We start from the raw sequence: 23,730 nt of genomic DNA on the forward strand, positions 1-23,730 counted from the left end.
GCCCCTGCGGCCCCGGGGCCGCCGCGCCTCCCCGGGCGGCGCCCGGCCGGCGATCGCGCGGGGCCGGCCTCAGCCGCGCCCCTCCGCGGCGGCGGCCAGGGCCCGGCGGAGGTGGCCGTCGTGCTCGGCCAGGGCGGTGTGCGCCCGCGCTGCGGGGGCGCCGGTGAGGAGGGCGTAGACGGCCTCCTTCACCGAGCCGCCGGACGCCCGGAGGGCGGCCGAAGCGGTCGCCGCGTCCACCGCGGTGACCCGCATGACGGTGCGTTCGGCCCGGGCCATCAGCTTGTCGTTGGTGGCCTGGAGGTCGACCATGACGTTCCCGTAGGTCTTGCCGAGCCGCACCATGGTCAGCGTGGAGAGCATATTGAGCACCAGCTTCTGCGCGGTGCCGGCCTTCAGCCGGGTCGAGCCCGCGATCAGCTCAGGACCGGTGTCCGCCTCGATGGCGATCTCCGCCGCCGCGCCGATCCGGGAGCCGGTGTTGCAGGCCACCGCGACGGTCAGCGCGCCGGCCGCGGCGGCCGTCCGCAGCGCCCCCAGCACATAGGGGGTGCGGCCGGAGGCGGAGAGGCCGACCAGGCTGTCGGAGGCGCCCAGGCCCAGCGCGGCGACATCGGCGGCGCCCGCGTCCTGGTCGTCCTCCGCGCCCTCCACGGCGGTGCGGATCGCGGTGTCCCCGCCGGCGATCAGCCCGACGACCAGGTCCGGAGAGACGCCGAAGGTCGGCGGGCACTCGCTGGCGTCCAGCACGCCCATCCGGCCGGAGGTGCCGGCCCCGGCGTACACCAGGCGGCCGCCGCGGCGCATCCGCTCGGCGATCGCGTCCACCGCCTGGACGATCCTGGGGGCCGCCGCGCCGACCGCGGCCACCGCCGCCCGGTCGCAGGCGTGCATGGCGGCCACCAGGCCGCCGGTGTCCAGGAGGTCGAGCTGTTCGTGGTCGGCCTCGACGGCCTCGGTGGCGAGCCCGGCGAGCTCGGCGCGGAGCGCCGCGTGCGGATCGGCGGCGGGCCCGGCAGCGGGCCCCTCGGCGGCCTCGGCGGCGGGCTCGGCGGCCTGCGGGTCAGTGGCGGGGTGGTCGGACACGGAACACCTGCTTCTCGTGCGGGAGATCGGCTCGGGCGGTGAGGAGGGCGGCGCCGTCCAGGGCGTCGCCGAGCGGGGCGGCCGGACGCAGTCCGGCGGTGCTGAGGGCCTCGTGGAGGGCCTTGGCGAAGGCGGCGTCGCCGGTGAGCCCGCCGACCACGGCGACCGGAGCTCCCCCCGTCGCCACCGCGCACGCGGTCTCGACCAGCCGGTCCAGCGCCTCGGCCGCGATCCGCCGGGCGACCGCGTCGCCGTCCCGCGCGGCGGCGAGGACCGCGGGGGCGAAGGAGGCCAGCCGCCGTTCGGGGGCCGGGTCGCCGCCGACCACCGCCGGCAGGCGGGTGAGGGGGTCGGCGAGGGCGCGCGCGGCGTCCAGCAGTGCGGTGGCCGGTCCGCGCCCGTCCCAAGCGCGCAGCGCGGCGGTGAGTCCGCGCTGTCCGATCCATCGCCCGCTGCCGTCGTCGCCGAGCCAGATGCCCCAGCCGTCGGCGCGACGCAGCTCGCCGCCCTCGTCGAGGCCGGCGGCGACCGCGCCGGTGCCCGCGATCAGCACCACTCCCGGGCCGCCGGCCAGCGCGCCGGCGTGCGCGGTGACCAGGTCGCTGGTGACGAGCGCCGGACAGTGGTGGCGTTCGGCCAGCAGCGCGGCCAACCGTTCTGCCCCTTCCGGAGCCGCGCCGGCGCCGGCCGCGCCGACGGCCAGCGCGCCGATCGAGAGCCCGCCGACCACCGGCGGATCGAGGCGGGCCAGCACCGCGCCGACGGCCTCGGCCGCCCGCTGCACGCCGATCCGCTCGGCCAGCCCGGAAGCGCCGGGCCCTCCGCCCCGCCGGCCCGCCCGTCCGGCTCCGGCGTACCGAGACGGTTCGGCCGGGTGGTCCAACTACGGGCCCGGCAACGGGTCTTGCCCAGGTCGACGGCGACCAGGCCGACCCTCGCGGCGCCTGCCGGCATCGCCCACCTCCGCAGTGTCACTTCTCAGCGGTCGGTAAATTACCTGTATCGGCGCGGGAATGAAAAGCATTGACGCATTCGGGGGGTCTGGCTAGGCTCACCGGCCGTGAGCATCAGGACGAGTATCCAGTCCCAGGTGAACGACTATCCACCGTCCCTGCGCCGGGTCGCGGACGCGGTGCTGACGCGGCCTCAGATCGTTCTCGACCAGACGATCACCGAGCTCGCCCGCACCTGCGAGACCTCGGAGACCAGCGTGGTGCGGTTCTGCCGCACCCTCGGCTTCAAGGGCTACGCCCCGCTCCGCCTCCGGATGGCGACCGAACTGGCCAGCGAGACCGCCAAGTTCGGCATGGAGGCGGGCTACGGCTCGGACATCACCCCGACCGACACCCTCGCCGACGCGGTCGCCAAGATCAGCACCGCCGAGATCGTGGGCATCCAGGAGACCGCCGCCAGCATCGACATCGCGGTCCTCGGGGAGATCGTCGACCGGGTGACGGCCGCCCGCCGGGTGCTCACCTTCGGCGTCGCGGCCAGCAACGTCGGGGCCCGCGACCTGGCCCAGAAGCTGCTGCGGATCGACATGGACGCCCTCTCCTTCACCGACGCCCACGAGGCGCTGGTGCCGGCCTCGCTGCTCGGCCCGCAGGGGGTGGCGATCGGCTTCTCCCACGGCGGACGCACCCGGGAGACCGTGGAGTTCCTGCGCGAGGCCCGGAAGAGCGGCGCGTACACGGTGGCGGTGACCAACGCCCAGTCCACTCCGCTGGAGGCGGAGGCGGACGCGACCCTCCGCACCGCGGTCCGGGAGATCCGCTTCCGGTCCGGGGCGATGGCCAGCCGGATCGCCCAACTGACCGTCGTGGACTACCTGTTCGTCGGGATCGCCCGTTCCGACTACGACCGCAGCGTCTCCGCGCTGGAGCGTACCTACGCCGCAACCCGCGCGCTGCGCGACGATCGCTGACCGGCCCCAGAGGAGGCCCGCGTGCAGAACGCGCCCCACACGCCACATCCGCAGCAACCGCAGCAACCGCAGCAACCGCAGCAACCGCAACAGCCCCCCACCGCCGTCGCCGGACTGGACCGGCTGCTCGCCGATCCGGGCCTGCTGCCCGCCCGCCGGATAGCCCTGGCCACCAACGCCACCGGGCTCACCGCCGACCTCCGCCGCGGCGTGGACGCGCTGGGCGAGGCGGGCTTCACCGTCTCCGTGCTGCTCACCCCGGAGCACGGCCTCCACGGCACGGCCCAGGCCGGCGAGTCCGAGGGCCCCGGCAGCGACCCGGCCACCGGCATCCCGGTCGTGGACACCTACGAACTCCCGGCCGCCGAGCTGGACGCCGCGATCCGGGCGGCCGATCCGGAGGCCGTCGTCTTCGACATGCAGGACGTCGGCACCCGCTACTGGACCTACACCTCGACCATGCTGGACTGCATGGCCGCGGCGGCCCGCACCGACGTCCCGTTCGCCGTGCTGGACCGCCCCGACCCGATCGGCGGCACCGCGGTCGAGGGCCCCGGACTCGATCCGGAGTACGCGAGCTTCGTCGGGCGGATCGACATCCCCCTGCGGCACGGCCTCACCGCCGGCGAGATCGCCCGGCTGGCCGCGCTCCGCTCCCGGACCGGCGGGTTCGGCGGATCGCCGCTGCCCGAGCCGACGGTGGTCGCCGTCGAGGGCTGGTCGGACCGGGCCCCCGGCGCCTGCGGCCCCTTCGTGCCGCCCTCCCCCAACCTCCCCACCCTGCCCTCGGCACTGGCCTTCCCCGCCACCGGGCTGGTCGAGGGCCTCAACGTCAGTGAGGGGCGCGGCACCACCAGGCCCTTCGAGACCATCGGCGCGCCCTTCGTCGACGCCCGGCTGCTGCCACTGCTCCGCGCCCAGGAACTGCCCGGGGTGCTGTGGCGGGAGACCTGGTTCCGCCCGGTGTTCCACAAGTACGCCGGAACCGTGCTGCGCGGGGTGGCGCTGCACATCACCGACGCCGAGGCCTTCGTACCGGTCCGCACCGGGCTGACGCTGCTGTGGGCGCTGGCCGAGCTCTACCCGGACGACCTCCGGGTGCTGCCGCGCTCGCCGGACACCCCCGCCGGGGAGCCGGGCTGCGCGCTGGACCGGCTGTGGGGCTCGGACGCCCTGCGCCGCCGGCTGGAGGCGGGCGCGGATCCGCGGGACCTGGTCGGGCCGCCGTCCACCGTCCGGGAGACCTATCCGGCGGCCCTCTTCGGGCCGGCGCGCCGTACCGCGGTGGCCCGGTGAGCGCGGCACTGCGGCGCATCGCCGCCCTGGTGGACCAGGCCGTGGCGGACGGGGTCTGCTCCGCCGCGGCGGTGGCGGTGGACGTCGACGGCGCGCCGGCACTGCGGCACTGGGCGGGGGTGCTGCAGCGGATCGGCGACGACGGCGCGGAGCTGCCGGCCGCCGAGCGGCCGCCGGTTCGCCCGGACACCTGCTTCGACCTGGCCTCGGTGACCAAGGTCTACTCCGCCCACACCCTCCTCGGCCTGGTCGCCGAGGGCGTCCTCGCGCTGGACGCGCCGGTGGCGCGATGGCTGCCGGAGTACCGGGAGGGCGCCCGCTCCGAGGTCACCCTCCGCCACCTCCTCACCCACACCTCGGGGCTGCCCGCCGTCTGGGACGGCTGGCGGGAGGCCGTAAGGCGGCGAGCTCCGGACGGCGCGCCGCCATCCGCGCCGGACCGCCGCGCGCTCACCGCCGATCTGGCCGCCGTGCCGCTGGCGGCGCCGCCCGGCACCCGCTGGGTGTACGCCTGCACCGGGTACCTCACCGCGATGCTGCTGGCCGAGCGGGCCACCGGGCGGCCCTGGGCGGAGCTGGTCCGCCGGCACACCCTGGACCCCCTCGGGCTGGCCGCGACCACCTTCCGCCCCGACCGGGAGCGCACCGCGGCCACCGAGTACCAGCCCGAGTTCGGCCGGGGCACCGTCCGCGGGGTGGTCCACGACGAGGCGGCCTGGTCGCTGGGCGGGACGGCGGCCAACGCCGGGCTGTTCGCGCCGCTGGAGGACGTGCTGCGGTTCGCCGAGGCGATCCGCCGCGGCGAGGAGGAGCGGACGGCGGTGTGGATGTGGGACGACCAGTTGCCCTCGGTGCTGCGCCCGGAGGCCCAGCGGCCCCCGCACGGCGTCTCGTTGGGGCTGCGCATCGGCGAGACGGCCTGGATGGGCCCGGAGGGCTCGGCCTGCCGCGGCCACACCGGTTTCACCGGCACCTCGCTGCAGATCGACCGGGCGCGCGGGGTCAGCGTCGTGCTCCTCACCAACCGGGTGCACCCCACCCGGGAGGGCCGTCCCGTGCATCCGCTGCGCGCCGCCACGGCTACCGCCGCCCTTGCCGACTTCCCTGCTCAGCAGCATTTCTGATGAATCATCAGGAAACCCCGGAGGCGGCCGGGTCGCGATTGGACATCGGCTCGCCGTAAACCATTGACGTAAATTTCCTTGCATCGGTAACCTTCCGACGACCTTCGGACGCCGGGGCGAACCCACAAAGGGAAGGACCCGCCACGTGACCGCCATCGACCAGCCCGCCGGAGCGCCGCGGCGCGGCGCCGGGCGCCGGAGAGGACGGGCCGGCGCCGCACCCGTCGTCGGCCACACCGTGCTCGCCATCGCCTCCGCCGTGGTGCTGGTGCCGCTGCTCTTCGTGGTCTACCTGTCGCTGAAGGACGTCGCCGGGATCCTCGGCACCCCGCTCTCCCCGCCGCATCCGGTGCACTGGGGCAACTACGGGCAGTCCTGGTCGGAGGGCGACCTCGGCCGCTTCCTGCTGAACACCCTGGTGGTGGCGGTGGTGACGGTGGCGGTGATCCTGCTGGTGTCCTCGCTGGCGGCGTTCGTCATCGCGCGCTACCGCTTCCGCGGCAACCAGCTGCTCTACCTGTTCTTCGTCTCCGGCCTGGCACTGCCGATCCAGATCATCGCGCTGCCGGTGTTCATCCTGATCGAGAACCTCGGCCTGCTGAACACACTGCCCGCGCTGATCCTGGTCTTCGCCTCCGGCGGCATCTCCTACAGCGTCTTCATCCTGGTCAACTACATGCGCTCGATCCCGTTCGAGCTCCAGGAGGCCGCGGTGATGGACGGCGCGGGCCCGCTGCGGATCTACTGGCACGTGGTGCTGCCGCTGGTCCGCCCGGCGCTCGGCATTGTGGCCGTCTTCCAGTTCCTGACCGCCTGGAAGGAGTTCTTCCTTCCGCTGCTGCTCATCCAGGACCCGCAGAACATGACGGTGGCGGTCGGCATCCTCTCCTTCGTCGGCGAGCACACCACGCAGTGGCAGCTGCTGCTGGCCGGCCTGGTGATGGTGTCACTGCCCACGATCATCGGATTCCTGCTGGTGGCACGGCAGTTCCGGCGCAACCTGATCAGCGGCGGCATCAAGATGTGAGCCGCCGCGCTCCGCCCCCGGCATCGCCCTGTTCCCGCGAAAGGACGCCTCCCATGGCCCCGACTCCCGGCTTCCGGCGCCGTCAGCGCCGTACCGGCACCGCCCTGCTCGCCTGCGCGGTGAGCGCTGCCGCCCTCGGCCTCACCGGCTGCGGGACCTCCGCGGGCTCGTCCGCGGAGCCGACCGTCACCGTGTGGTCCTGGCGCGCCCAGGACGCGCCGGTCTGGAAGACCGTCCAGGACGACCTGGCGAAGCAGGGCACCAACGTCCGGATCCAGTTCCGCGCCATCAACGCGACCTCGTACGACTCGGTGCTGCAGACCGCGATGAACGGCGGCTCCGGGCCGGACATCTACTACGACCGGGCCGGCGAGGGGACCGAGAAGTACGCCGCCGCCGGGATGGCCGCCCCGCTCGACGGCTCGGTGGACACCTCGGCCATCGGCAAGGACGCGCTCGCCGCCGCGCAGTACCGGGGGAAGACCTACGGCGTGCCGTTCGCCGTGCAGTCGATGGAGCTCTTCTACAACAAGAAGCTGCTCGCCGACAACGGCGTGCAGGTGCCGCAGACCTGGACGCAGCTGATCTCGGCGATGAAGACGCTGAAGTCCAAGGGCGTGACGCCGATGTACGTGATGGGCGTGCAGCAGTGGCTGCTGGCCCTGCAGATCGACGCGATCGGCGCCTCCACACTGGACGACTCCACCGCCCAGGCCATCACCGACAAGAAGGCCACCTACTCCGATCCGCAGTTCGTCCGGACGCTGGCCGCCTTCCAGCAGCTCTCCCCCTACCTGGAGAAGAACTGGCAGGCCACCGGCTCGGCCGGGAACGAGCAGGAGACCCAGTTCGCGCTCGGCAAGACCGCCTTCATCATCGACGGCATCTTCGACACCGCGACCATCGACCAGGTCAACCCCTCCCTGCAGTACGGGCAGATCCTGGTCCCCTCGCCGGACGGCAAGCAGCCCCGGCTGGACTGGTACATAGACGGCGACTTCTCGCTCAACTCCCACATCAGGTCGAGCGCCGAGTCGACGGCCGCCGAGAAGGTGCTCGGCTTCACCGCCACCAAGACCTTCGGCGACGCCTTCTCCCAGGTGGCCGGCGAGATCTCGCCGATCCAGGGGGTCCAGGTGCCGGCCAAGTACCCGCTGAGCGTGGAGGCCGCCCACTGGTACCAGACCCAGGCCGTCAAGCCGGTCTTCGGCATCCGCTCGCCGATGGACAACCCGCCGGTGAGCCCCTCGGACATCAAGAAGAAGTCCGCGGCGACCACGCCGGGCATCTTCACCGCCGAGCAGAACATCGCGACCCCGCTGCTGAACGGGAAGCTGACGCCGCAGCAGGCCGCCGCGAAGATCGACTCGCAGCTCTCCTGGTACTTCGGCAAGTAGCGGCGCCATGGAACTCCCCACCTCCGCCTCCGCCCGCAGGGGCACGGGCACCGGCACGGACACGAGCCCCGGCGCGGACACCGGCAGCGGGACGGCCGCCGCGGCCGAGCCGGGGCCCGCCCCGGACCGGCCGCGCCCCGGCGCCGCGCCGGCCGCCGGGTCCCGCGCCGCCAGGGCCTGGTCCTCGGCGGCCTGGTGCTGCCCTGCCTGCTGCTCTTCGCCGTCTTCGTGGTCTATCCGCTGGTCTCCGGCGTCCGGTACAGCTTCTACAACTGGAACGGCACAGGCCCGCTGATCGACTTCGTCGGGCTGCGCAACTACACCTACACCCTCTTCGACTCGCAGTTCGCGCCGCAGTTCTGGCACGCCGTCGAGCACAACCTGTACTTCTTCGCGATCTCGATGGTGCTCACCCTGGTGATCGGCATCGGCCTCGCCTACCTGCTGCTCCTCCAGAACGAGCGGGCGTCCCGCCGGTACTCGGTGATCCTGATGCTGCCGTTCACCCTGCCGCCGGTGGCGATCGCCTATGTGTGGACGGTCTATCTGGAGCCCAACACGGGGGTGCTCTACTCCGCCCTCAACACCCTCCACCTGGACGCGCTGGCGGCGCCCTTCCTGGGCTCCACCACCCTGGCCCTGCCCACCATCGCGGTGATCACCGCCTGGGCCGGGATGGGCTTCCCGGTGCTCCTCTTCCTCGCCTCGCTGACCGACATCCCGCAGGACATGCTGGACGCGGCGGCCCTGGACGGGGCCGGACGGCTGCGCACCCTGTGGTCGGTGCTCATCCCGGCGATCAGGCCGACCATCCTGATGGTCACCACGATGAACTTCATCGGGGCCTTCGGCACCTTCGACCTGATCTACATCCTGGAGGGCACCCAGGCGGGCCCCGACTACTCCACCGACGTCCTGGGCACCCTCTTCTACCGCACCGGTTTCGGCGGGTTCGGCAGCACCGCGCAGTCGATGGGCCTGGCCACCGCGCTGGCCCTGCTCGGCTTCGTGATCGTGGTCGCCGTCTCGGCGGTGCTGCTGCGGCTGCAGAAGCGGTTCGCGGACTGACGGCGCCGGGACGAGGCGCCAGGCGTCCGGGGAGCGCCGGGGCCGGGAGCGCCGCGGCCGGGAGCGCCGACGTCGGCTGCGGCTAGCCGTTCGGGGCGATGGTGATGTGCACCTTGGGCGCGCCGCCGGCCTGGGTGCGGGCGAGTTCCAGGGCCTTGGGCACCTGCTCCAGCTCGCAGCGGGCGCGCAGGCAGTGGTCGACGGCTATCGCCCCGGTGCGGATCAGGGTCAGCGCCTCCCGGAAGGAGGCGAGTCCCGGTTCGAACTGGGCGCCGCTGCACCACTCCACGGCCACCGTGTCGCGGAACGCCCGGTCCACCGGGAACGGCGAGAGACCGGGGAGCTCCGGGTAGCCGAAGCAGCCGACCGTCCCGCGCTTGCGGACCGCCGCGACCGCCTGCGCCCGGGTGGCGTCGAACCCGGCCGCCTCGATCACCAGGTCGGCCCCGCGTCCGCCGGTCGCCTCCAGCACCGCCTCGGTGAAGTCCTCGCCGGGCGCCCGCACGGTGCGGGCCGCGCCCAGCCGGGCGGCCTCGGCCAGCCGGCCCTCGTCCAGATCGGAGACGGCGACCACGTCGTAGCCGCGGCGGAGCAGCAGTTGGAGGAGAAAGAGCCCGGCGGAGCCCGCCCCGATGACGGCGGCGGTGCCGCCCTCCCCGTCCCTCGCGCCCGGGGCGGAGCGGAGGAAGCGCTTCAGCGCGAAGACCGTGGTGCCCAACTGCTGGGCCAGCAGCAGCCGTTCGATGCCCGTCTCGGCGACGGCCGCGGCCGGCAGCGGGATCAGCCAGCGCCGCTCGACGGCCTGGTACTCGGCGAAGCAGCAGCCGAGCCGCCCGGAGGGCACGGTCAGCACCGGGGTGCCGGGCGGAAGGCCGGCGTCCCCGCTGCTCTCGTCGATCACCCCGACGCCCTCGTGCCCGGGGTACCCCGGCACGCCGAGGAACTCCTCGTCGTGGAAGCCGTGGTGGACGACGTGGATGTCGGACCCGCAGACGGAGGCGTGCCGCATCCGCACCAGCAACTGGTCCGGACGCGGCCTGGGAACGGGGAAGTCGGCCACCTCGACGCGGCCGGGCTCGGGCACGAAGGCTGCGCGCATACGGGTCCCTCCGAGGGGCTGCCTGGCACGGAACGCTCCTGCCCGACCAGCTTGCCGCATTGCATACAAATGATCGAGAGTGCGCCCACCGGGACGGAAGGTGCCGTGTGCGGGGTATTGCCCCTCCTGTCACGCGGACTTAACCTGGCGAAATTCGGCGGCGCCCGGTTCTCCACCCGAATCCGCCGTACCCACCGGCACATCGTGATCGCCCGCTTCCCCCCGTACGTTCCACGGCTTACGGCGCAGGAGAGGTGACGGTTCATCATGCTCAGTCGGCACGGATTCCGGATCGGCGCGCTGACGGTCGCGCTGGTCGCAGCGGCGGCCGGCTGCGGCCGCGGCGGCACCGCCCACAGCTCCTCGTCCGGCGGCGCCGGCGGGGGCCTGAAGGTCGCCATCGTCACCCGCGACTTCAGCAACCCGTACTGGGCGGCCCTACGGGACGGCGCCCTGGCGCAGGGGAGGAAGCTGGGCGTGCGGGTCAACGTCCAGGCCGGCGCCGACGAGACCGATTCGGACGGCGAGAACGCCAAGATCTCCACCCTGGCGGGCCAGGGGTACAACTGCTTCGGCGTGGTCCCGGTGAACGCCACCAACGTGATCACCCCGCTAGTGCCGGTGGCGCAGAAGAAGATCCCGATCCTCGACCTGGACACCCAGATCAGCCCGTCCGCCGCCTCCGCCGCCGGGGTCTCCTTCGCCACCTTCATCGGCTCGGACAACTCCGACGCGGGCCGGATCGCCGGCCAGAGGATGCTCCAGGTCCTGGGCGGCACGGGCAAGGTGGCCGTGCTCCAGGGCATCGCGGGCGAGCAGAACGGCATCAACCGGGTGAACGCCTTCTCCCAAACCGTGGCCGGCAAGCTGACCATCGTGCAGAAGGCGCCCGCCGACTACGAGCAGGACAAGGCGCTCACCGTCACCGAGGCCGTCCTCCGCGCCCACCCGGACATCACCGGGATCTTCGCCGCCAACGACACCATGGGCCTGGGGGCCGCCCAGGCGATCACCAACGCCGGCAGGTCCGGCCGGATCAAGGTCATCTCGGTGGACGGCATCCAGGACGCCCTGCAGTCCGTGCAGTCCGGCACCCTCTCCGGCACCGTCACCCAGTACCCGTACGCCGAGGGCCAGTTGGCGGTCTCCGCCTGTCTGGCGCTGGCCGAGCACAAGACCGTCCCGGCCCGGGTGGTCTCCCCGATCAAGCTGATCACCTCGCAGAACGTGCAGCAGGCCCGATCGGCCTTCCCCAAGCCGTACTTCGCCTACTCCGACCCGATCACCCCGCTGGTGGCGAAGTGAGCGCGGTGGCCGGATGAGCGTCACCACCGGGACCGGCGAGCGCGGGGACCACGTGAGCGCGGAACCCTTCGAACCGAGCCGCTGGCGGCGCTGGTCGCCGGCGCTGGCCCGGCATGCCGCGGCGATCGGGCTGCTCGGGGTGTTCGTGGTGTTCTTCATCGCCACCCCGGACTTCCTGACCGTCGGCAACATCACCGACCTGCTGGTCTCGGCGGCGATCCTGGTCGTGCTGGCCCTGGGCCAGCAGGTGGTGATCGTCGCCGCCGGGATCGACCTGTCGGTCGGCGCCAACCTGCCCTGGGCCGCGGTGCTCTTCGGCGAGGGGATGTCGCACGGCTGGGGGGTGACCGCCTCGACGCTGCTCTCGATCGCCGGGGCGGGCGCGGTCGGCCTGGTCAACGGGCTGGTCACGGCGGTGGCCGGGGTCACCGACTTCATCGCCACCCTGGGTTCGCTGAGCGTGGTCAGCGGCATCTCGCTGCTGCTGACCGCGGGCAACACCACCCCGGTCTCCTCCCCCTTCCTCCGCCGTCTCGCGCTGGACGGGATCGGCCCGGTGCGGTGGTTCTGGCTGGTGGCGGCGGTGGTCGCGGCCGCCGTCTGGCTCGGCATCGCGCGCACCAGGACCGGCACCCACCTGCTGGCCACCGGCGGAAACCTGGAGGCGGCACGGGAGGCCGGCATCCCGGTGGCCCGGATGCGGGTGCTGGCCTACACGGCGTCCGGGCTCCTCTGCGGACTGGCCGGGGTGCTGTACGTGGCGCGCACCGGCGGGGCGGACCCGACGCTGCAGACCGACTTCCTCCTCAGCTCGATCGCCGCCGTGGTGCTCGGCGGGTCGAGCCTCTTCGGCGGGCAGAGCGCGGTGCTGGGCACGGTGGCCGGCGCGGTGCTGCTGACCGCACTGGTCAACGGGTTCACCATCCTCGGTATCTCGCAGTACTACCAGCCGATCGCGGTGGGCGGGGTGGTGGTCGCGGCCGCCGTCCTGTCCCGCTTCAAGCGGTAGGAGCAGAAGGGGGATTGACATGGCGTCGGTGTCCGAGCGGGCGGGCGCGCCCGGCGGCGGCCCGGCCGTCCCGGCCGACTCGCTGGTCGAGGCGCGCGGCCTGGTGAAGACCTTCGACGCGGTACGCGCCCTCCAGGGCCTGACCGTCACCGTCCCGCGCGGCGAGATCACCGCGCTGGTCGGCGACAACGGCGCCGGGAAGTCCACGCTGATCCGCTGCCTGACGGGGGTGGACGCGCCGGACGCGGGCGAGATCGTCTTCGACGGCTCGCCGATCCATCTGGACTCCCCCGCCCGTGCCCGCCGGCGCGGCATCGAGACCGTCTACCAGGACCTGGCCCTGGTGGAGGACCTGCGGGTGTGGCAGAACCTCTTCCTCAACCGGGAGTTGAGGTACGGACCGCTCCGGCTCGGCCTCCTCGACCGGCGGCGGATGATCGAGGAGAGCCGGCAGATCCTGGCCCGGCTGGAGGTGGACGTCCCCTCGGTGCGGGCCACCGTCCGCCGGATGTCCGGCGGCCAGCGCCAGTGCGTGGCCATCGCCCGCGCGGTGACCTGGGGCCGCTCGCTGGTCATCATGGACGAGCCGACGGCCGCGCTGGGCGTCCGGGAGACCCACGCGGTGGAGAGGCTGGTGCTGCGGCTGAAGGAGCGCGGGGTCACCGTGCTGATCATCAGCCACGACCTGGACCAGGTGCTGCGGATCGCGGACGGGGTGTGGGTGCTCCGGCGCGGGCGCGCGGTCGGCTACCGCCGGATCGCGGCCACCGGCGGAGACGAGCTCGTCGGCCTGATCACCGGCGCGATCGCCGGCGACGGCGGCGCGACCGCACCGGCCTGAGAGCGCGGCCCACGACTCAGCAGGAGCCGACCCGCGGCCCGCGGCCCAGCGGCAGCGGCCTGCGGCTCAGCGAGACCAGGCCCGCGGCTCAGCGGCAGCGGACCGCCCCGGCCGCGCGGCGGGCGAGCGCGCCCACCCGGGCCAGGTTGACGCCGTATCCGATGCCGAAGGAGTGCGGAGTGAAGAGGGCCGGGTTCTCCGGATCCCAGTACTCCCGGCGGACCTTGCCGACCGTGGGGCGCCGCAGGTCGTACGGCACGCCGACGACCCGCCCCGTCCAGGTGCGCTCGGCGGCGGGCTGCCGCAGCTCCTTGACCACCGCCGCACCCAGGAGCCCCAGCACGGCCAGTCCGATCAGCCGGTTCCGGCCGCCCTTCCCGCCGTTCCCACCCATGCCGCCCCCCTCCCGGCCTCCGCGCGCATTGGTTCCGCTCCGCTGTCAGCGCGGCGGAGGCCTCCGCCGAATCGCCCTCCCCAGCTTAGACACCACCGCCGAACCGCCGAACCGCCGAACCACCCAACCGCCGAACCGCAGGCCCGGCAGGCACCCACCCCGCGCGGCGCCGCAGCCGCAAGCGGGGGCGAGCGCGCTCGCGCGGGCCCGCCCCGCCTCAGTACTCGTCAGGACGGGCCGGCCACGCCGGGACGCCCTCGGGGTAGTCCTTGGTGACCGTCCCCGGATAGCGCGGCGGGCGCTTCTCCAGGAAGGCCGTGATCCCCTCGGCCGCGTCGGGGCCCCGACCGAGCTCGAACATCGCGCGCGAGTCGTAGCGATGCGCGGCCCACGGCGTGGGCTCGCTCAGCATCCCCCACATCATCTGCCGGGCCACCGCCACCGACACCGCCGAGGTGTTCTCGGCGATCTCGCGGGCGATCCCGCGGGCCGCGCCCATCAGCTCGCCGGCCGGCACCACCCGGGAGACCAGCCGCCCGGCCCGCGCCTCCTCCGCGTCGAAGACCCGGCCGGTGGCCACCCACTCCATCGCCTGGGAGATCCCGACCACCCGCGGCAGGAACCAGCTGGACGCCGCCTCCGGCACGATCCCGCGCCGGGCGAAGACGAAGCCGAAGCGCGCGGTGTCGGCCGCGATCCGGATGTCCATCGGCAGCGTCATGGTGACCCCGACGCCGACCGCCGGCCCGTTGAAGGCCGCGATCACCGGCTTGCGGCAGGCGGCGATCCGCAGCGCGACCGTGCCGCCGCCGTCCCTCGGCACCCCGTCGATCTCTCCGTGCGCCGCCCGCCGGGCGTCCCCGGTCGCGGTCCCGTCGAAGGTGGCGGCGCCGCCGCCGAGGTCGGCGCCGGCGCAGAAGGCGCGGCCCGCGCCGGTGACGATCACCGCGCGCACCCCGTCGTCCGCGTCCACCCGGTCGAAGGCGGCGATCAGCTCGCGGGCCATGGTGAGGGTGAAGGCGTTCAGCCGGTCCGGCCGGTGGAGCGTGATGGTCGCGATCCGGTCCTCGACGGTGTACCGGATCTCCTCGAAGTCTGCGGACTCCCGCTCGGCGGCACTCACCGTCGCACCGCCCACCGGCCGGTGAAGACCGGCGTCGTCTTGGCCAGGAAGGCCTCCTTCGCCGCCTGGGCGTCCTCGGTGGCGAAGTTGACGACCTGCGCCCGGGCCTCGTTCTCCAGCGCCTCCCGCAGCGAGGCTTGGACGCCCTCGTGGAGCAGCGCCTTGGACTGGGCGATGGCCACCGGCGGCTGCGCGGCCAGCCGGGCGGCCTGCTCGGCGACGAATCCGTCCAGCTCCGGGTCCTCCCTGACCCAGGTGACCAGGCCCAGCGAGCGGGCCTCCGGCGCGTCGACGAAGTCGCCGAACAGCGCCAGCCGCTTGGCCTGCTGCATCCCGACCAGCCGGGGCAGCAGCCAGGAGCCGCCGCAGTCCAGGGAGAGTCCGCGCCTGGCGAATATCTGGCTGAACCGCGCGTCCGGCGCGGCCGCCACCAGATCGCAGGCCAGGGCCAGGCTCCAGCCCGCGCCGACCGCCACCCCGCGGACCTTGGCGATGGTCGGCTTGGGCAGCTCGTGGAGGGCCAGGGCCACCTCGTTCACCCGGCGCATGGCCTCCAGCGGATGGCCGGGCCGCTCGCCGGACAGGTCGGCCCCGGCACAGAAGTCGCCCTCCGCGCCGGTGAGGACGACCGCCCGGACCTCCGGGTCGCGGCCGGCGTCCACCAGGGCCGCGTGCAGCAGCCGCCAGGTGGGGTGGTCCAGGGCGTTCTTGCGGCGCGGGCGGTTGATGGTGATCGTGGCCACCGCTCCCTCCCGGCCGACCAGGAGGGACTGCTGCTCGACGGTAGTCATGCGTTCCTTTCCGGACACTGCGTCCTGCGGGGTCGTACCGGCCGGGGGCCGGCGCGCGGCCGGCGCGGCCGGCTCAGGCCGGGCGCCGGTCCAGGAGGTCGGCGAGCCGGTCGAGTCGGGCCGGCCCCTCGCCGAGGAGCAGCTCATCAGACTTCGCGCGCTTGTAGTAGAGGTGGGCGTCGTGCTCCCAGGTGTAGCCGATGCCGCCGTGCAGCTGGACGCCCTTGGCGGCGGCCTCGAAGGCGGCCGGCGCGGCCAGCACGATCGCCGTGGCGGCGGCGACCGGGAAGCGCTCCGGCGACTCGTCGCCGGCCCAGGCCGCGTAGCGGACGGCGGAGAGCGCCTGCTCGCGGGCCGAGTAGAGGTCCGCGAGGGGGTGCTTGACGCCCTGGTAGGAGCCGATCGCCCGGCCGAACTGCATCCGCACCTTGGCGTACTCGGCGGTGGTCTCCAGCACCTTGCCCATCACGCCCACCTGCCCTGCGGCGAGGGCGAGTTCGGCCCGCGAGCGGAGCTCCTCCAGCGCGGCGGCCGGTTCGGCGCCGCCCTCCGCGCGGCGGGCCGGGGTGCGGTCGAGGCCGAGCCGGGAGAAGCGGCGGGTGGGGTCCGTCCCGGCGAGGTCCCGCGCGGTGAGGCCCCGGGCGCCGGCTCCGCCCGCGTCCACCGCGAACCAGGCCGGCCCTTCCGGCGTCCCCGCCCACACCAGCAGGGTGTCGGCGACCGCGCCGGAGAGCACATGGCTCGCCGTGCCGGTCAACTCCCAGGAGCCGTCGCCGTCCTGAGCCCGCGTCGCCCGGACGGTACCGGCCGAGGAGCCCCAGGAGCCGTCCGGTCCCGAGACCGCGAGCGCCCCGGTCCGCTCCCCGGACGCGAGCCCCGGCAGCAGGTCGGCCTGGAGCGCCGGATCCCCGGCGGCCAGCAGCGCGTCCACCGCGAGCACGGCCGAGGCGAGGTAGGGCACGGGCGCCAGCGAGCGCCCCAACTCCTCCAGTACCACCGCCCGTTCGACCTGTCCGGCGCCCGCCCCGCCGTGCTCCTCGGGGACGGTGAGACCGGCCAGGCCCAGCTCGGCCGCGATCCGCCGCCACAGGGCGGGATCATGGCCGCTCTCGCTCTCCATCGCCGCCCGCACCCGCTCGGAGGAGGCCTGCTCGTCGAGGAGTTTGCGCAGCCCGGTCCGCAGTTGCTCCTGTTCGCTGTCGAGGATCAGACGCACGGCTCAGCCCTCCCGCTTCCCGATGTCCTGCTTCCCGTTGTCCTGCTTCCGCGTGTCCTGCTGCTGGTCGTCCTGCCGCTGGGTGCCGACCCGGAGCCGGCGGAACGGCACGTCCCGGTCCGCCGCCGGGTCCTTCGGCAGGCCGAGGATCCGCTCACCGATGATGTTGCGCTGGATCTGGTTGGTGCCGCCGGCGATGCTGGACGCGGGCACCGAGTTGATCGAGGTGACGAGCTCGGCCATGGCCTCCGCCCCCGGCTCCTCCGGGTCCCACGCGGTGAGCCGCGGACCGGCGATCACGCTCGCGGCCTCCACGGCCTGCCACAGGAGTTCCGCCCCGGCCAGCTTGCCGACCGAGCCCCGGGCACCGGGCGCCTCCCCGGCGTCGGCCTCCTGGCGCAGCCGGGCGGTGAAGAGGGAGAGCCCGCGCCCGCCGGCGTAGAGCGCGGCGAGCCGGCGGCGGACCTCCGGGTCGCGGTGCCGGCCGAGCTCCTGGGCCAGCGCGGCCAGCCGGCCGCGGCCGAGGGGCTCGTCCCGGGAGCGGGCGGCGGAGCCGATGGAGACCCGCTCGTGGCCGAGCATCAGCACGGCCGCGGGCCAGCCGCGGCCGATCTGCTCGTCGCCGCCGAGCACCGCGTCCGCCGGGAGCCGCACCCCGTCCAGGTAGACCTCGTTGAACGGGGCCCGGCCGGACATGTCGCGCAGCGGGCGGACGGTCACCCCGGGGGCGTGGAGGTCCACGATGAACATGGTCAGGCCCTGGTGCTTGGGCACGTCCGGGTCGGTGCGGGCGACCAGGCAGCCGAAGTCGGAGTGCTGGGCGCCGGAGGTCCACACCTTCTGCCCGTCGACGATCCACTCGCCGCTGCCGTCCTCCGCGCGCACGGCCCTGGTCTGCAGTCCGGCCACGTCGGAGCCGGCGCCGGGCTCGGAGAACAGCTGGCACCAGACCTCCTCACCGCGCAGCAGCCTGGGGAGGTACCGGCGCTTCTGCTCCTCGGTGCCGAGGTCGACGATGGTCGGCCCGCACATCCCCATGCTGATCATGAAGAGGCCGATGGGCAGCTCGTAGCGGGCCGCCTCCTCCTGGAAGACCTGCTGCTCGGCTCCGGTGAGGCCCTGGCCGCCGTACGCCCTGGGCCACGTCAGGCCCGCCAGGCCGGCGTCGAAGAGGGCGGCCTGGAAGCTCTTGGCGGTGGCGACCAGGGTCCGCGCGTCCGCGCCCGGCGCCGGTGGCGGCGGCACGTTGTCGGCCAGCCAGCGGCGCACCACGGCGCGGAAGTCAGCGGTGTCCATGCGCGCTCCTCCCGAATTCTGATTGAACGTTCGTTAAATCTAGCCTTCCGGGGCCCACTGCGGTACCCGTTGACGGAGACCGTCCGGCGGGTCAGCATGGCGCCACCCGCACCTGCTCGTTCCCGGCCGAGACCCCACCCCCGACGGCACAGAGGTGACGCATGCCCTCTTCCGGGTATCCCCGGCTGATCGGACGCGGAATGACGCTGTCCGACCAACTCGCCCGCCACGCAAGGACGGCGGGCGACCGTCCGGCCTTCACCCTGGACGACACCACCCGCGACTACCGCACCATGGAGGAACGGGTGTCGCGCCTGGCCAACGCCCTGCGCGAGCGCGGTGTCGGCACCGGCGACCGGGTGCTGGTGCTGTCCCACAACCGGCTGGAGGTCTTCGAGGCCTTCATCGCCACGACCCGCCTCGGAGCGATCGGAGTGCCGGTCAACTTCCGCCTGGTGGCCGACGAGATCGCCTACCTCCTCGGCGACTGCACCCCGCGCGCGGCGGTCGTCCAGGCCGAGTTGGCGCCCCGGCTGGCCGAGGCCGCCGCCCGAACGTCCGCTCAGGCGGCGGCCGGGTCGCCGGTGCTGACCGCCCGCCTGGTCTTCGGCGGGGAGGCCTCCGCGGCCTGGCCGGGCGCCGAGGCGTACGAGGAGGCGCTGTCCGCCGCCTCCCCGGAATGGGACGAGGCCGCCGAGGAGGTGGACGAGAACCTCGAGAACACGGCCGCCTTCATCATGTACACCTCGGGCACCACCGGGCGGCCCAAGGGCGCCGTACTGACCCACCGCAACCTGCTGATGCACACCTTCAGCGGGATCGCCCACAACAGCACCGCCCCGGGCGAGCGGGTGATGCTGGTGGTGGCCCCGCTCTTCCACATCGCCGGCCTCTCCGGCTTCCTGCCGGTGGTGCTCCTCGGCGGCCACGTCGTCCTGCTGCCCTCCGGCGGCTTCGACCCGGAGGGGACGGTACGGCTGCTCGCCCGGCACGGCGTCACCACCTGCTTCATGGTGCCCGCCCAGTGGCAGGCGATCTGCGACCTGCCGGACATCAGGGAGCGCTCGCGGCGCGAACTCTCCGCGCTGACCCGGATCTCCTGGGGCGCCGCGCCGGCCTCCACCACCCTGCTGCGCAGGCTGATCGACACCTTTCCGCAGGCGGAGGTCTCCACCGCGTTCGGCCAGACCGAGTGCTCCCCGGTCACCACCACGCTGCGCGGAGAGGACGCGATCCGCAAGATCGGCTCGGTCGGCACCCCCGTCCTCAACGTCGAATGCCGGGTGGTGGACGAGGACATGAACGACGTCGAGCCCGGCCAGGTCGGCGAGATCGTCTACCGCGGCCCGATGGTGATGAAGGAGTACTGGAACAAGCCGGAGGCCACCGCCGAGGCCTTCCGCGGCGGCTGGTTCCACTCCGGCGACCTGGTCCGTGAGGACGAGGACGGCTACTACTACGTGGTGGACCGCAAGAAGGACATGATCATCTCGGGCGGGGAGAACATCTACTGCGCCGAGGTGGAGAACGTGCTGGCGGCCCACCCGGCGGTGGCCGAGGTCGCGGTGATCGGCATGCCGGACGAGAAGTGGGGCGAGACACCGCTGGCCGTGGTCGTCCCCCGGGACCCCGGGCGCCCGCCGACCGCGGCCGAGCTCTCCGCCTGGTGCGCGGAGCGGATGGCCGGCTACAAGCGGCCCCGCAACCTGACCCTGCTGGACGCGCTGCCGCGGAATCCGAGCGGCAAGGTGCTGAAGACCGAACTGCGCACCGAGCAGGCCGCCGGCCGGCTGGAGGTCCAGCGGGCGGACGGCTGACCCGCCGGACCGAAGGCGGCCCGACGGCGGCCCGACGGCTGACCCGTCGGGCCGCCGCCTCGCAGGCCGCGAAAGACAGCCTGTGAACGCCATCTGACCTTCTGTCACTCCTGCGTGCTAATGTCTGCGCCCTGATGGACTCCTGAGGACGGGGACGAGCATGGCGATCCTTCGCGCCACCCAGAAAGCACAGGTCATAGCCAAGTTGGCGGAGGTCGCCCCGCCCGGGGAGACGGTGGAGGCGGTGATCCACACCGAGACCGGCCCCAGCCCCTGGCTGAACGCCGTCTTCGACCGGATCCCGTTCGTCGGCCTGGTGGTCGCGTTCAGCCGGAAGTTCTACTTCATCACGCTGACCAACACCTCGGTCGTGGTCAACACCGCCAGCCGGTGGTCCAACCGGCCCGGCGAGGTGGTGGGCGCCTATCCGCGGGAGAACCTGCCGGTCTCGGACGTCAAGCGGGGCACCGTCTGGTCCAAGATGCGTCTCGTCCTCCCGGGCCACCAGGCGCCGACCCGGCTGAACATCCACCGCTACTGGCGGAACGAGCTCGACCAGCTGCTGGCGGTCGTCCCGGGCGCGGGCGCGGGCGCGCCGGCGGGGGCACCGCAGCCGGCGATGGCGGCCGCCCCCGGGCAGCAGTTCCCGCCGCAGCAGTTCCCGCCGCAGCAGGCCGCCCCGCAGCTGCCGCCGCAGCAGGTCGCGCCCCAGCAGGTCCCGCAGCAGGCCCAGTTCGGCGCCCCGCAGGGCCAGTTCGGCGGGCCCCAGGGCCAGTTCGGCCAGCCGCAGCAGGCTCCGATGCCCCCGCAGCAGGGCTTCGGCGCCCCGCAGCAGGCCCCGCAACCACAGCCGGGCTTCGGCCCGCCGCAGGGCGGCGGCTTCGGCGCCCCGCAGCAGACCCCGCCGCAGCAGCCGGGCTTCGGTCCTCCGCAGGCCTGACGGGTTCGCCCGCCGCCCAGCGGCGCACGCCACACCGCACAGCAGCCGCCGAGCACGCCCCCGAGGAGCCCCGAGGAGCCGGCCGCCCATGACGGACCCGCGCGTACTGACCTGGCAGGTGAGCGAGACCCGGGGCATCGAGACCGCCTGGGTGGAACACGCCGGCGAGGGCGCCCTGCGGGCCCGCGGCCGGGCGGTCGGCACCGTCCCCGAGCCGTACTGGCTGGAGTACCGGCTGGACGCCGGCCCGGACGCCGGGTCCGGCTACGTCACCCGCAGCCTCCGGGTGCTCCTGGAAACCGCCGACCAGCGGCGGGAGTTGGACCTCCGCCGCGCCGACGGCGGCGAGTGGACCGCCAACGGCGCGGCGCTGCCCGCGCTCGCCGGCGCACTGGACTGCGATCTGGGGCTGTGCCCGCTGACCAACACCATGCCGGTGCTGCGGCACGGACTCCACCGGCACCGCTCCCCCGCGCCCGGCGCCGAGCTGCGGTTCCGCATGGCCTTCATCCAGGTACCCGAGCTCACGGTGCGGCCGGCCGAGCAGTCCTACACCCCTTTCACCCGCACCGCGGAGGGCGGCGCCCGGATCCGCTACGCCTCCGGAACCTTCAACCGCTATGTGGAGTTCGACGCGGACGGTTTCGTGGTGAACTACCCCGGCATGGCCCATCGGCTGCGCCCGAACTCGCGATAGCCCCGAGCGGATCGGAGTAGCCCGCCGCGCGCGCCGGGCGGGCGGGGGCTTGACTCGGGACGAGACCCGCAGTCCAGCGAGGAGCAGTGCCGCCATGTCCACACCGACCGACTCGACCGTCCGCAAGCTCGTCCGCGCCGTCAACTCCGGCGACCGGGAGGGCTTCCTCGCCCTGCTGGCCCCGGACGCCACGATGTCCGACGACGGCAGCGAACGCGATCTCCAGGAGTGGATCGACAAGGAGATCTTCACCGTCCACGGCCGGATGGACGTGCTGAACGAGGCCGACGGCGGCCGCCGGCTGGTGGCCAGGTTCAGCAACGACACCTGGGGCGAGATGCGCACCAAGTGGGCCTTCGAGATCGACGGCGCCGGCCGGATCACCCACTTCGAGACCGGTCAGGCCTGAGCCGCGGGAAATCCGCTTGGCCGGGCTCCCGCGTCCCGGTTACCGTCGCTGACCATGCACCCACCATCCGAGCGGGACATCCGCGACAGCTTCGTCAACTGCTCGCAGGGAGAGGCCAAGCGGCTCTCGCTCCCCCGGGACCTCGGCGAACGCCCCTGGGATGACCTGGACTTCCTCGGCTGGCAGGACATCTCCGCCCCCGACCGCTGCTACCTGGTCGCCGAGCGCGAGGACGGCGGCCTGACCGGCGTCGCCCTGCGGCTGCCCGCCAAGCGCCGCCGGAGCTTCCTCCACCGCAACCTCTGCTCGCTCTGCCTGACCACCCACCCGGGCAGCGGCGTGGCGCTGATGACCGCCCGCCGGGCCGGGGCCGCAGGACGCAAGGGCGACTCGGTCGGCGACTACATCTGCACCGACCTGGACTGCTCCCTCTACACCCGCGGCCGCAAGGCGCCGGCCCCTGGTGGCCGGATCGAGGAGTCGCTCAGCGTCGAGGAGCAGATCGCCCGCACCCGCGCCAACCTCTTCGCCTTCCTGGACAAGGTCCTGGCGACCGCCGGCTGACCCCCGGCGCGGCGTACCGCCGGACGGCCCCCGGCGGCCTAGGCTCGGAACGTCGCAGGCCTTTCGTATGCGGAGGTTCCCTTGCCGCTCAAGCCGGAGGAGCGCGCCCGGCTCCTCGACGAACCGCTGATCGCCGTCCTCTCGGTGGCGTCCGGCGAGCCCGGTCGCGGGCCGATCGGCGTCCCCGTCTGGTACCTGGCGGAGGAGTCCGGCGACCTGGTGCTGGTCACCGGCCGTTCCTCGCGGAAGGCCCGGCTGCTGGAGGCCGCCGGCCGGGCCACCCTGACGGTGCAGCGCGAGGAGCCGACCTACCGCTGGGCCTCGGCCGAGGGCCCGGTGGAGTTCGTGCCGGCCGACGCCGCTCTGGTGGCCCGGATCGCCGCCCGCTACCTTCCGCCCGGCGCCGCCGAGTCGTACGCCGCCGGCACCGACCCGGCCGCCACCGTCGGCATCCGCCTGCGTCCTGAGCGCTGGGCCGGGGCCGACCTCGGCAGCGTCTCCTGAGCCGGGGCCGCGCTCGGCCGCGGCGCCAGGGGGTGGAGGCGGCCCTCTAGGCCTCCGCGTCCTCGCGGCCCATCGCGATCAGGTCCAGCTCCCGGTCCGGCTCCAGGACGTAGCCCTGCGCGCGCAGGGCGCCGTCCAGCATGTTCCAGATGGCGCGGGCCAGGAGCTCCGACAGCTGCTCGGGCGGCAGCCCGCCGGGCTGGTCCAGCCAGTGGAGGGTGGCCGCGTCGACGAGGCCGACGATGCCGTAGCCGAGCGGATCGGCCGGGCCCGGCTCGCCGCCGACCGCGGTGAGGTAGCCGGCGAACAGGTCGCCGAGGTGGCCGCCGATGGCGCTCTTGATGTCGGCGACCGCCTCCTGCCCGCGCATGTTGCGGCTGAGGTAGCGGTACAGGTCGGCGTTGCGCCGCAGCCAGCCGAAGTACGCGCCGACGCCGTTCCTGATCATCTCCATCGGGGTGCCGTGCGGCTGCCAGACCGGCTCCAGGGCCGCCGCGACCGAGGCCGCCGCCCGCCCGGCGACCGCCCGCTGCAGATCGGCCGCGTCCGCGAAGTGCTTGTAGAGCCTGGTCCTGGCGACGCCGGCGGCGTCCGCGATCTGGGCCGTGGAGACCTCTGGCCCGTGCTCGGCGATCGCGTCGAGGGCGGCGTCCACGAACTGCTCGCGCCGGCGTTCGTGCTGGCCGGCCCAGCGCGCACGCCGTCCGTCGACTTTCTCCGCTCTCTCCCCGGCCGGCATGGCCCCGAGTCTATCCACCGGCCCGGGCGCGGAATCCCCTCGGATTTCCCCCTGCCCCACCCCT

General features: G+C 73.9%; 24 protein-coding genes. 15 read left to right on the forward strand and 9 right to left on the reverse strand.

What is annotated here, in order from left to right; all coding sequences use genetic code 11:
- Positions 1 to 69 precede the first annotated feature (69 nt).
- Together murQ and BS73_RS07010 are read right to left on the reverse strand one after the other, a co-directional pair.
- Positions 70 to 1,086: an N-acetylmuramic acid 6-phosphate etherase gene (murQ, locus tag BS73_RS07005; RefSeq protein ID WP_051939618.1), complete on the reverse strand. Its 1,017-nt coding sequence runs from the start codon at positions 1,084 to 1,086 to the stop codon at positions 70 to 72.
- Positions 1,064 to 1,870, reverse strand: a complete 807-nt coding sequence (locus tag BS73_RS07010) for an N-acetylglucosamine kinase (protein WP_051939619.1) — start codon at positions 1,868 to 1,870, stop codon at positions 1,064 to 1,066. Before BS73_RS07010 ends, murQ begins: the two co-directional genes overlap by 23 nt.
- Before the next feature lie 276 nt (positions 1,871 to 2,146).
- Between BS73_RS07010 and BS73_RS07015 the strand changes: the two genes are divergently transcribed.
- The 6 genes from BS73_RS07015 (at position 2,147) to BS73_RS07040 (ending at position 8,922) form a co-directional block, all read left to right on the forward strand.
- The gene (locus BS73_RS07015) at positions 2,147 to 3,010 is read left to right on the forward strand and encodes a MurR/RpiR family transcriptional regulator (RefSeq protein WP_051939621.1); all 864 of its coding nucleotides are present in this window, start codon (positions 2,147 to 2,149) and stop codon (positions 3,008 to 3,010) included.
- 21 nt (positions 3,011 to 3,031) lie between these two features.
- A complete protein-coding gene (locus BS73_RS07020) occupies positions 3,032 to 4,306 on the forward strand; it encodes an exo-beta-N-acetylmuramidase NamZ family protein (RefSeq protein ID WP_084703862.1) in 1,275 nt (424 codons plus the stop codon).
- The gene (locus BS73_RS07025; RefSeq protein WP_051939623.1) at positions 4,303 to 5,430 is read left to right on the forward strand and encodes a serine hydrolase domain-containing protein; all 1,128 of its coding nucleotides are present in this window, start codon (positions 4,303 to 4,305) and stop codon (positions 5,428 to 5,430) included. Before BS73_RS07020 ends, BS73_RS07025 begins: the two co-directional genes overlap by 4 nt.
- A gap of 145 nt (positions 5,431 to 5,575) precedes the next feature.
- The gene (locus tag BS73_RS07030; RefSeq protein ID WP_200886660.1) at positions 5,576 to 6,457 is read left to right on the forward strand and encodes a carbohydrate ABC transporter permease; all 882 of its coding nucleotides are present in this window, start codon (positions 5,576 to 5,578) and stop codon (positions 6,455 to 6,457) included.
- A 53-nt stretch (positions 6,458 to 6,510) separates the two neighbouring features.
- Positions 6,511 to 7,854, forward strand: coding sequence for an ABC transporter substrate-binding protein (locus BS73_RS07035; protein ID WP_084703863.1), 1,344 nt, complete (start codon positions 6,511 to 6,513; stop codon positions 7,852 to 7,854).
- Positions 7,855 to 8,049: 195 nt separating this feature from the next.
- A complete protein-coding gene (locus BS73_RS07040; RefSeq protein ID WP_200886661.1) occupies positions 8,050 to 8,922 on the forward strand; it encodes a carbohydrate ABC transporter permease in 873 nt (290 codons plus the stop codon).
- An 82-nt stretch (positions 8,923 to 9,004) separates the two neighbouring features.
- On the opposite strand, the gene BS73_RS07045 is transcribed toward BS73_RS07040, so the two are convergent.
- Entirely contained in the window at positions 9,005 to 10,021 is a 1,017-nt protein-coding gene (locus BS73_RS07045) for a zinc-dependent alcohol dehydrogenase (protein WP_037570476.1), read from the reverse strand.
- Positions 10,022 to 10,288: 267 nt separating this feature from the next.
- Between BS73_RS07045 and BS73_RS07050 the strand changes: the two genes are divergently transcribed.
- Genes BS73_RS07050 through BS73_RS07060 form a run of 3 tightly spaced genes read left to right on the forward strand, consistent with a single transcriptional unit; the run spans position 10,289 to position 13,176 of the window.
- Entirely contained in the window at positions 10,289 to 11,326 is a 1,038-nt protein-coding gene (locus tag BS73_RS07050; protein ID WP_037570478.1) for a sugar ABC transporter substrate-binding protein, read from the forward strand.
- 13 nt (positions 11,327 to 11,339) lie between these two features.
- Positions 11,340 to 12,335, forward strand: a complete 996-nt coding sequence (locus BS73_RS07055) for an ABC transporter permease (protein WP_084703865.1) — start codon at positions 11,340 to 11,342, stop codon at positions 12,333 to 12,335.
- Between the two features lie 19 nt (positions 12,336 to 12,354).
- Positions 12,355 to 13,176, forward strand: coding sequence for an ATP-binding cassette domain-containing protein (locus BS73_RS07060; RefSeq protein ID WP_037570479.1), 822 nt, complete (start codon positions 12,355 to 12,357; stop codon positions 13,174 to 13,176).
- An 88-nt stretch (positions 13,177 to 13,264) separates the two neighbouring features.
- On the opposite strand, the gene BS73_RS07065 is transcribed toward BS73_RS07060, so the two are convergent.
- The 5 genes from BS73_RS07065 to BS73_RS07085 all read right to left on the reverse strand — a co-directional run bounded on the left by BS73_RS07065 (position 13,265) and on the right by BS73_RS07085 (position 17,996).
- A complete protein-coding gene (locus tag BS73_RS07065) occupies positions 13,265 to 13,570 on the reverse strand; it encodes a DUF5808 domain-containing protein (RefSeq protein ID WP_037570480.1) in 306 nt (101 codons plus the stop codon).
- A 217-nt stretch (positions 13,571 to 13,787) separates the two neighbouring features.
- Positions 13,788 to 14,693 (reverse strand): crotonase/enoyl-CoA hydratase family protein, encoded by a 906-nt coding sequence (locus tag BS73_RS07070; RefSeq protein WP_037578567.1) that lies wholly within the window; start codon positions 14,691 to 14,693, stop codon positions 13,788 to 13,790.
- A complete protein-coding gene (locus tag BS73_RS07075; protein ID WP_037578569.1) occupies positions 14,690 to 15,484 on the reverse strand; it encodes an enoyl-CoA hydratase/isomerase family protein in 795 nt (264 codons plus the stop codon). The genes BS73_RS07070 and BS73_RS07075 overlap by 4 nt, the downstream gene beginning before the upstream one ends.
- A gap of 73 nt (positions 15,485 to 15,557) precedes the next feature.
- The gene (locus tag BS73_RS07080) at positions 15,558 to 16,700 is read right to left on the reverse strand and encodes an acyl-CoA dehydrogenase family protein (protein ID WP_037570481.1); all 1,143 of its coding nucleotides are present in this window, start codon (positions 16,698 to 16,700) and stop codon (positions 15,558 to 15,560) included.
- A 3-nt stretch (positions 16,701 to 16,703) separates the two neighbouring features.
- Positions 16,704 to 17,996 (reverse strand): acyl-CoA dehydrogenase family protein, encoded by a 1,293-nt coding sequence (locus BS73_RS07085; protein WP_063836933.1) that lies wholly within the window; start codon positions 17,994 to 17,996, stop codon positions 16,704 to 16,706.
- 161 nt (positions 17,997 to 18,157) lie between these two features.
- Here BS73_RS07085 and BS73_RS07090 point away from each other — a divergent pair, with 161 nt between their 5' ends.
- From BS73_RS07090 to BS73_RS07115, 6 genes are all read left to right on the forward strand, one after another.
- Entirely contained in the window at positions 18,158 to 19,813 is a 1,656-nt protein-coding gene (locus BS73_RS07090; RefSeq protein WP_037570483.1) for a long-chain-fatty-acid--CoA ligase, read from the forward strand.
- A gap of 160 nt (positions 19,814 to 19,973) precedes the next feature.
- Entirely contained in the window at positions 19,974 to 20,753 is a 780-nt protein-coding gene (locus tag BS73_RS07095; protein WP_152617542.1) for a hypothetical protein, read from the forward strand.
- Between the two features lie 88 nt (positions 20,754 to 20,841).
- On the forward strand, positions 20,842 to 21,450 hold the full coding sequence (locus tag BS73_RS07100) for a putative glycolipid-binding domain-containing protein (RefSeq protein ID WP_037570484.1): 609 nt from the start codon (positions 20,842 to 20,844) through the stop codon (positions 21,448 to 21,450).
- 94 nt (positions 21,451 to 21,544) lie between these two features.
- Positions 21,545 to 21,859: a nuclear transport factor 2-like protein gene (locus tag BS73_RS07105; RefSeq protein WP_037570485.1), complete on the forward strand. Its 315-nt coding sequence runs from the start codon at positions 21,545 to 21,547 to the stop codon at positions 21,857 to 21,859.
- Between the two features lie 54 nt (positions 21,860 to 21,913).
- Positions 21,914 to 22,423 (forward strand): FBP domain-containing protein, encoded by a 510-nt coding sequence (locus BS73_RS07110; protein WP_037570486.1) that lies wholly within the window; start codon positions 21,914 to 21,916, stop codon positions 22,421 to 22,423.
- A gap of 81 nt (positions 22,424 to 22,504) precedes the next feature.
- Positions 22,505 to 22,927: a pyridoxamine 5'-phosphate oxidase family protein gene (locus BS73_RS07115; RefSeq protein WP_037570488.1), complete on the forward strand. Its 423-nt coding sequence runs from the start codon at positions 22,505 to 22,507 to the stop codon at positions 22,925 to 22,927.
- 46 nt (positions 22,928 to 22,973) lie between these two features.
- Here the strand turns inward: BS73_RS07115 and BS73_RS07120 are convergent, their stop codons facing one another.
- A complete protein-coding gene (locus tag BS73_RS07120; protein WP_037570489.1) occupies positions 22,974 to 23,666 on the reverse strand; it encodes a TetR/AcrR family transcriptional regulator in 693 nt (230 codons plus the stop codon).
- Positions 23,667 to 23,730: the final 64 nt, after the last annotated feature.

The sequence above is a fragment of the Phaeacidiphilus oryzae TH49 genome (assembly GCF_000744815.1).
Classification (GTDB): domain Bacteria; phylum Actinomycetota; class Actinomycetes; order Streptomycetales; family Streptomycetaceae; genus Phaeacidiphilus; species Phaeacidiphilus oryzae.

What these genes read in the sequence shown, in the direction of transcription:
- BS73_RS07035 (WP_084703863.1), top strand. Translation starts at nt 6,511, where the DNA reads ATGGCCCCGACTCCCGGCTTCCGGCGCCGTCAGCGCCGTACCGGCACC.
- BS73_RS07045 (WP_037570476.1), bottom strand. Translation starts at nt 10,021, where the DNA reads ATGCGCGCAGCCTTCGTGCCCGAGCCCGGCCGCGTCGAGGTGGCCGAC.
- BS73_RS07050 (WP_037570478.1), top strand. Translation starts at nt 10,289, where the DNA reads ATGCTCAGTCGGCACGGATTCCGGATCGGCGCGCTGACGGTCGCGCTG.
- BS73_RS07055 (WP_084703865.1), top strand. Translation starts at nt 11,340, where the DNA reads ATGAGCGTCACCACCGGGACCGGCGAGCGCGGGGACCACGTGAGCGCG.
- BS73_RS07060 (WP_037570479.1), top strand. Translation starts at nt 12,355, where the DNA reads ATGGCGTCGGTGTCCGAGCGGGCGGGCGCGCCCGGCGGCGGCCCGGCC.
- BS73_RS07065 (WP_037570480.1), bottom strand. Translation starts at nt 13,570, where the DNA reads ATGGGTGGGAACGGCGGGAAGGGCGGCCGGAACCGGCTGATCGGACTG.
- BS73_RS07075 (WP_037578569.1), bottom strand. Translation starts at nt 15,484, where the DNA reads ATGACTACCGTCGAGCAGCAGTCCCTCCTGGTCGGCCGGGAGGGAGCG.
- BS73_RS07085 (WP_063836933.1), bottom strand. Translation starts at nt 17,996, where the DNA reads ATGGACACCGCTGACTTCCGCGCCGTGGTGCGCCGCTGGCTGGCCGAC.
- BS73_RS07090 (WP_037570483.1), top strand. Translation starts at nt 18,158, where the DNA reads ATGCCCTCTTCCGGGTATCCCCGGCTGATCGGACGCGGAATGACGCTG.
- BS73_RS07095 (WP_152617542.1), top strand. Translation starts at nt 19,974, where the DNA reads ATGGCGATCCTTCGCGCCACCCAGAAAGCACAGGTCATAGCCAAGTTG.
- BS73_RS07100 (WP_037570484.1), top strand. Translation starts at nt 20,842, where the DNA reads ATGACGGACCCGCGCGTACTGACCTGGCAGGTGAGCGAGACCCGGGGC.
- BS73_RS07105 (WP_037570485.1), top strand. Translation starts at nt 21,545, where the DNA reads ATGTCCACACCGACCGACTCGACCGTCCGCAAGCTCGTCCGCGCCGTC.
- BS73_RS07110 (WP_037570486.1), top strand. Translation starts at nt 21,914, where the DNA reads ATGCACCCACCATCCGAGCGGGACATCCGCGACAGCTTCGTCAACTGC.
- BS73_RS07120 (WP_037570489.1), bottom strand. Translation starts at nt 23,666, where the DNA reads ATGCCGGCCGGGGAGAGAGCGGAGAAAGTCGACGGACGGCGTGCGCGC.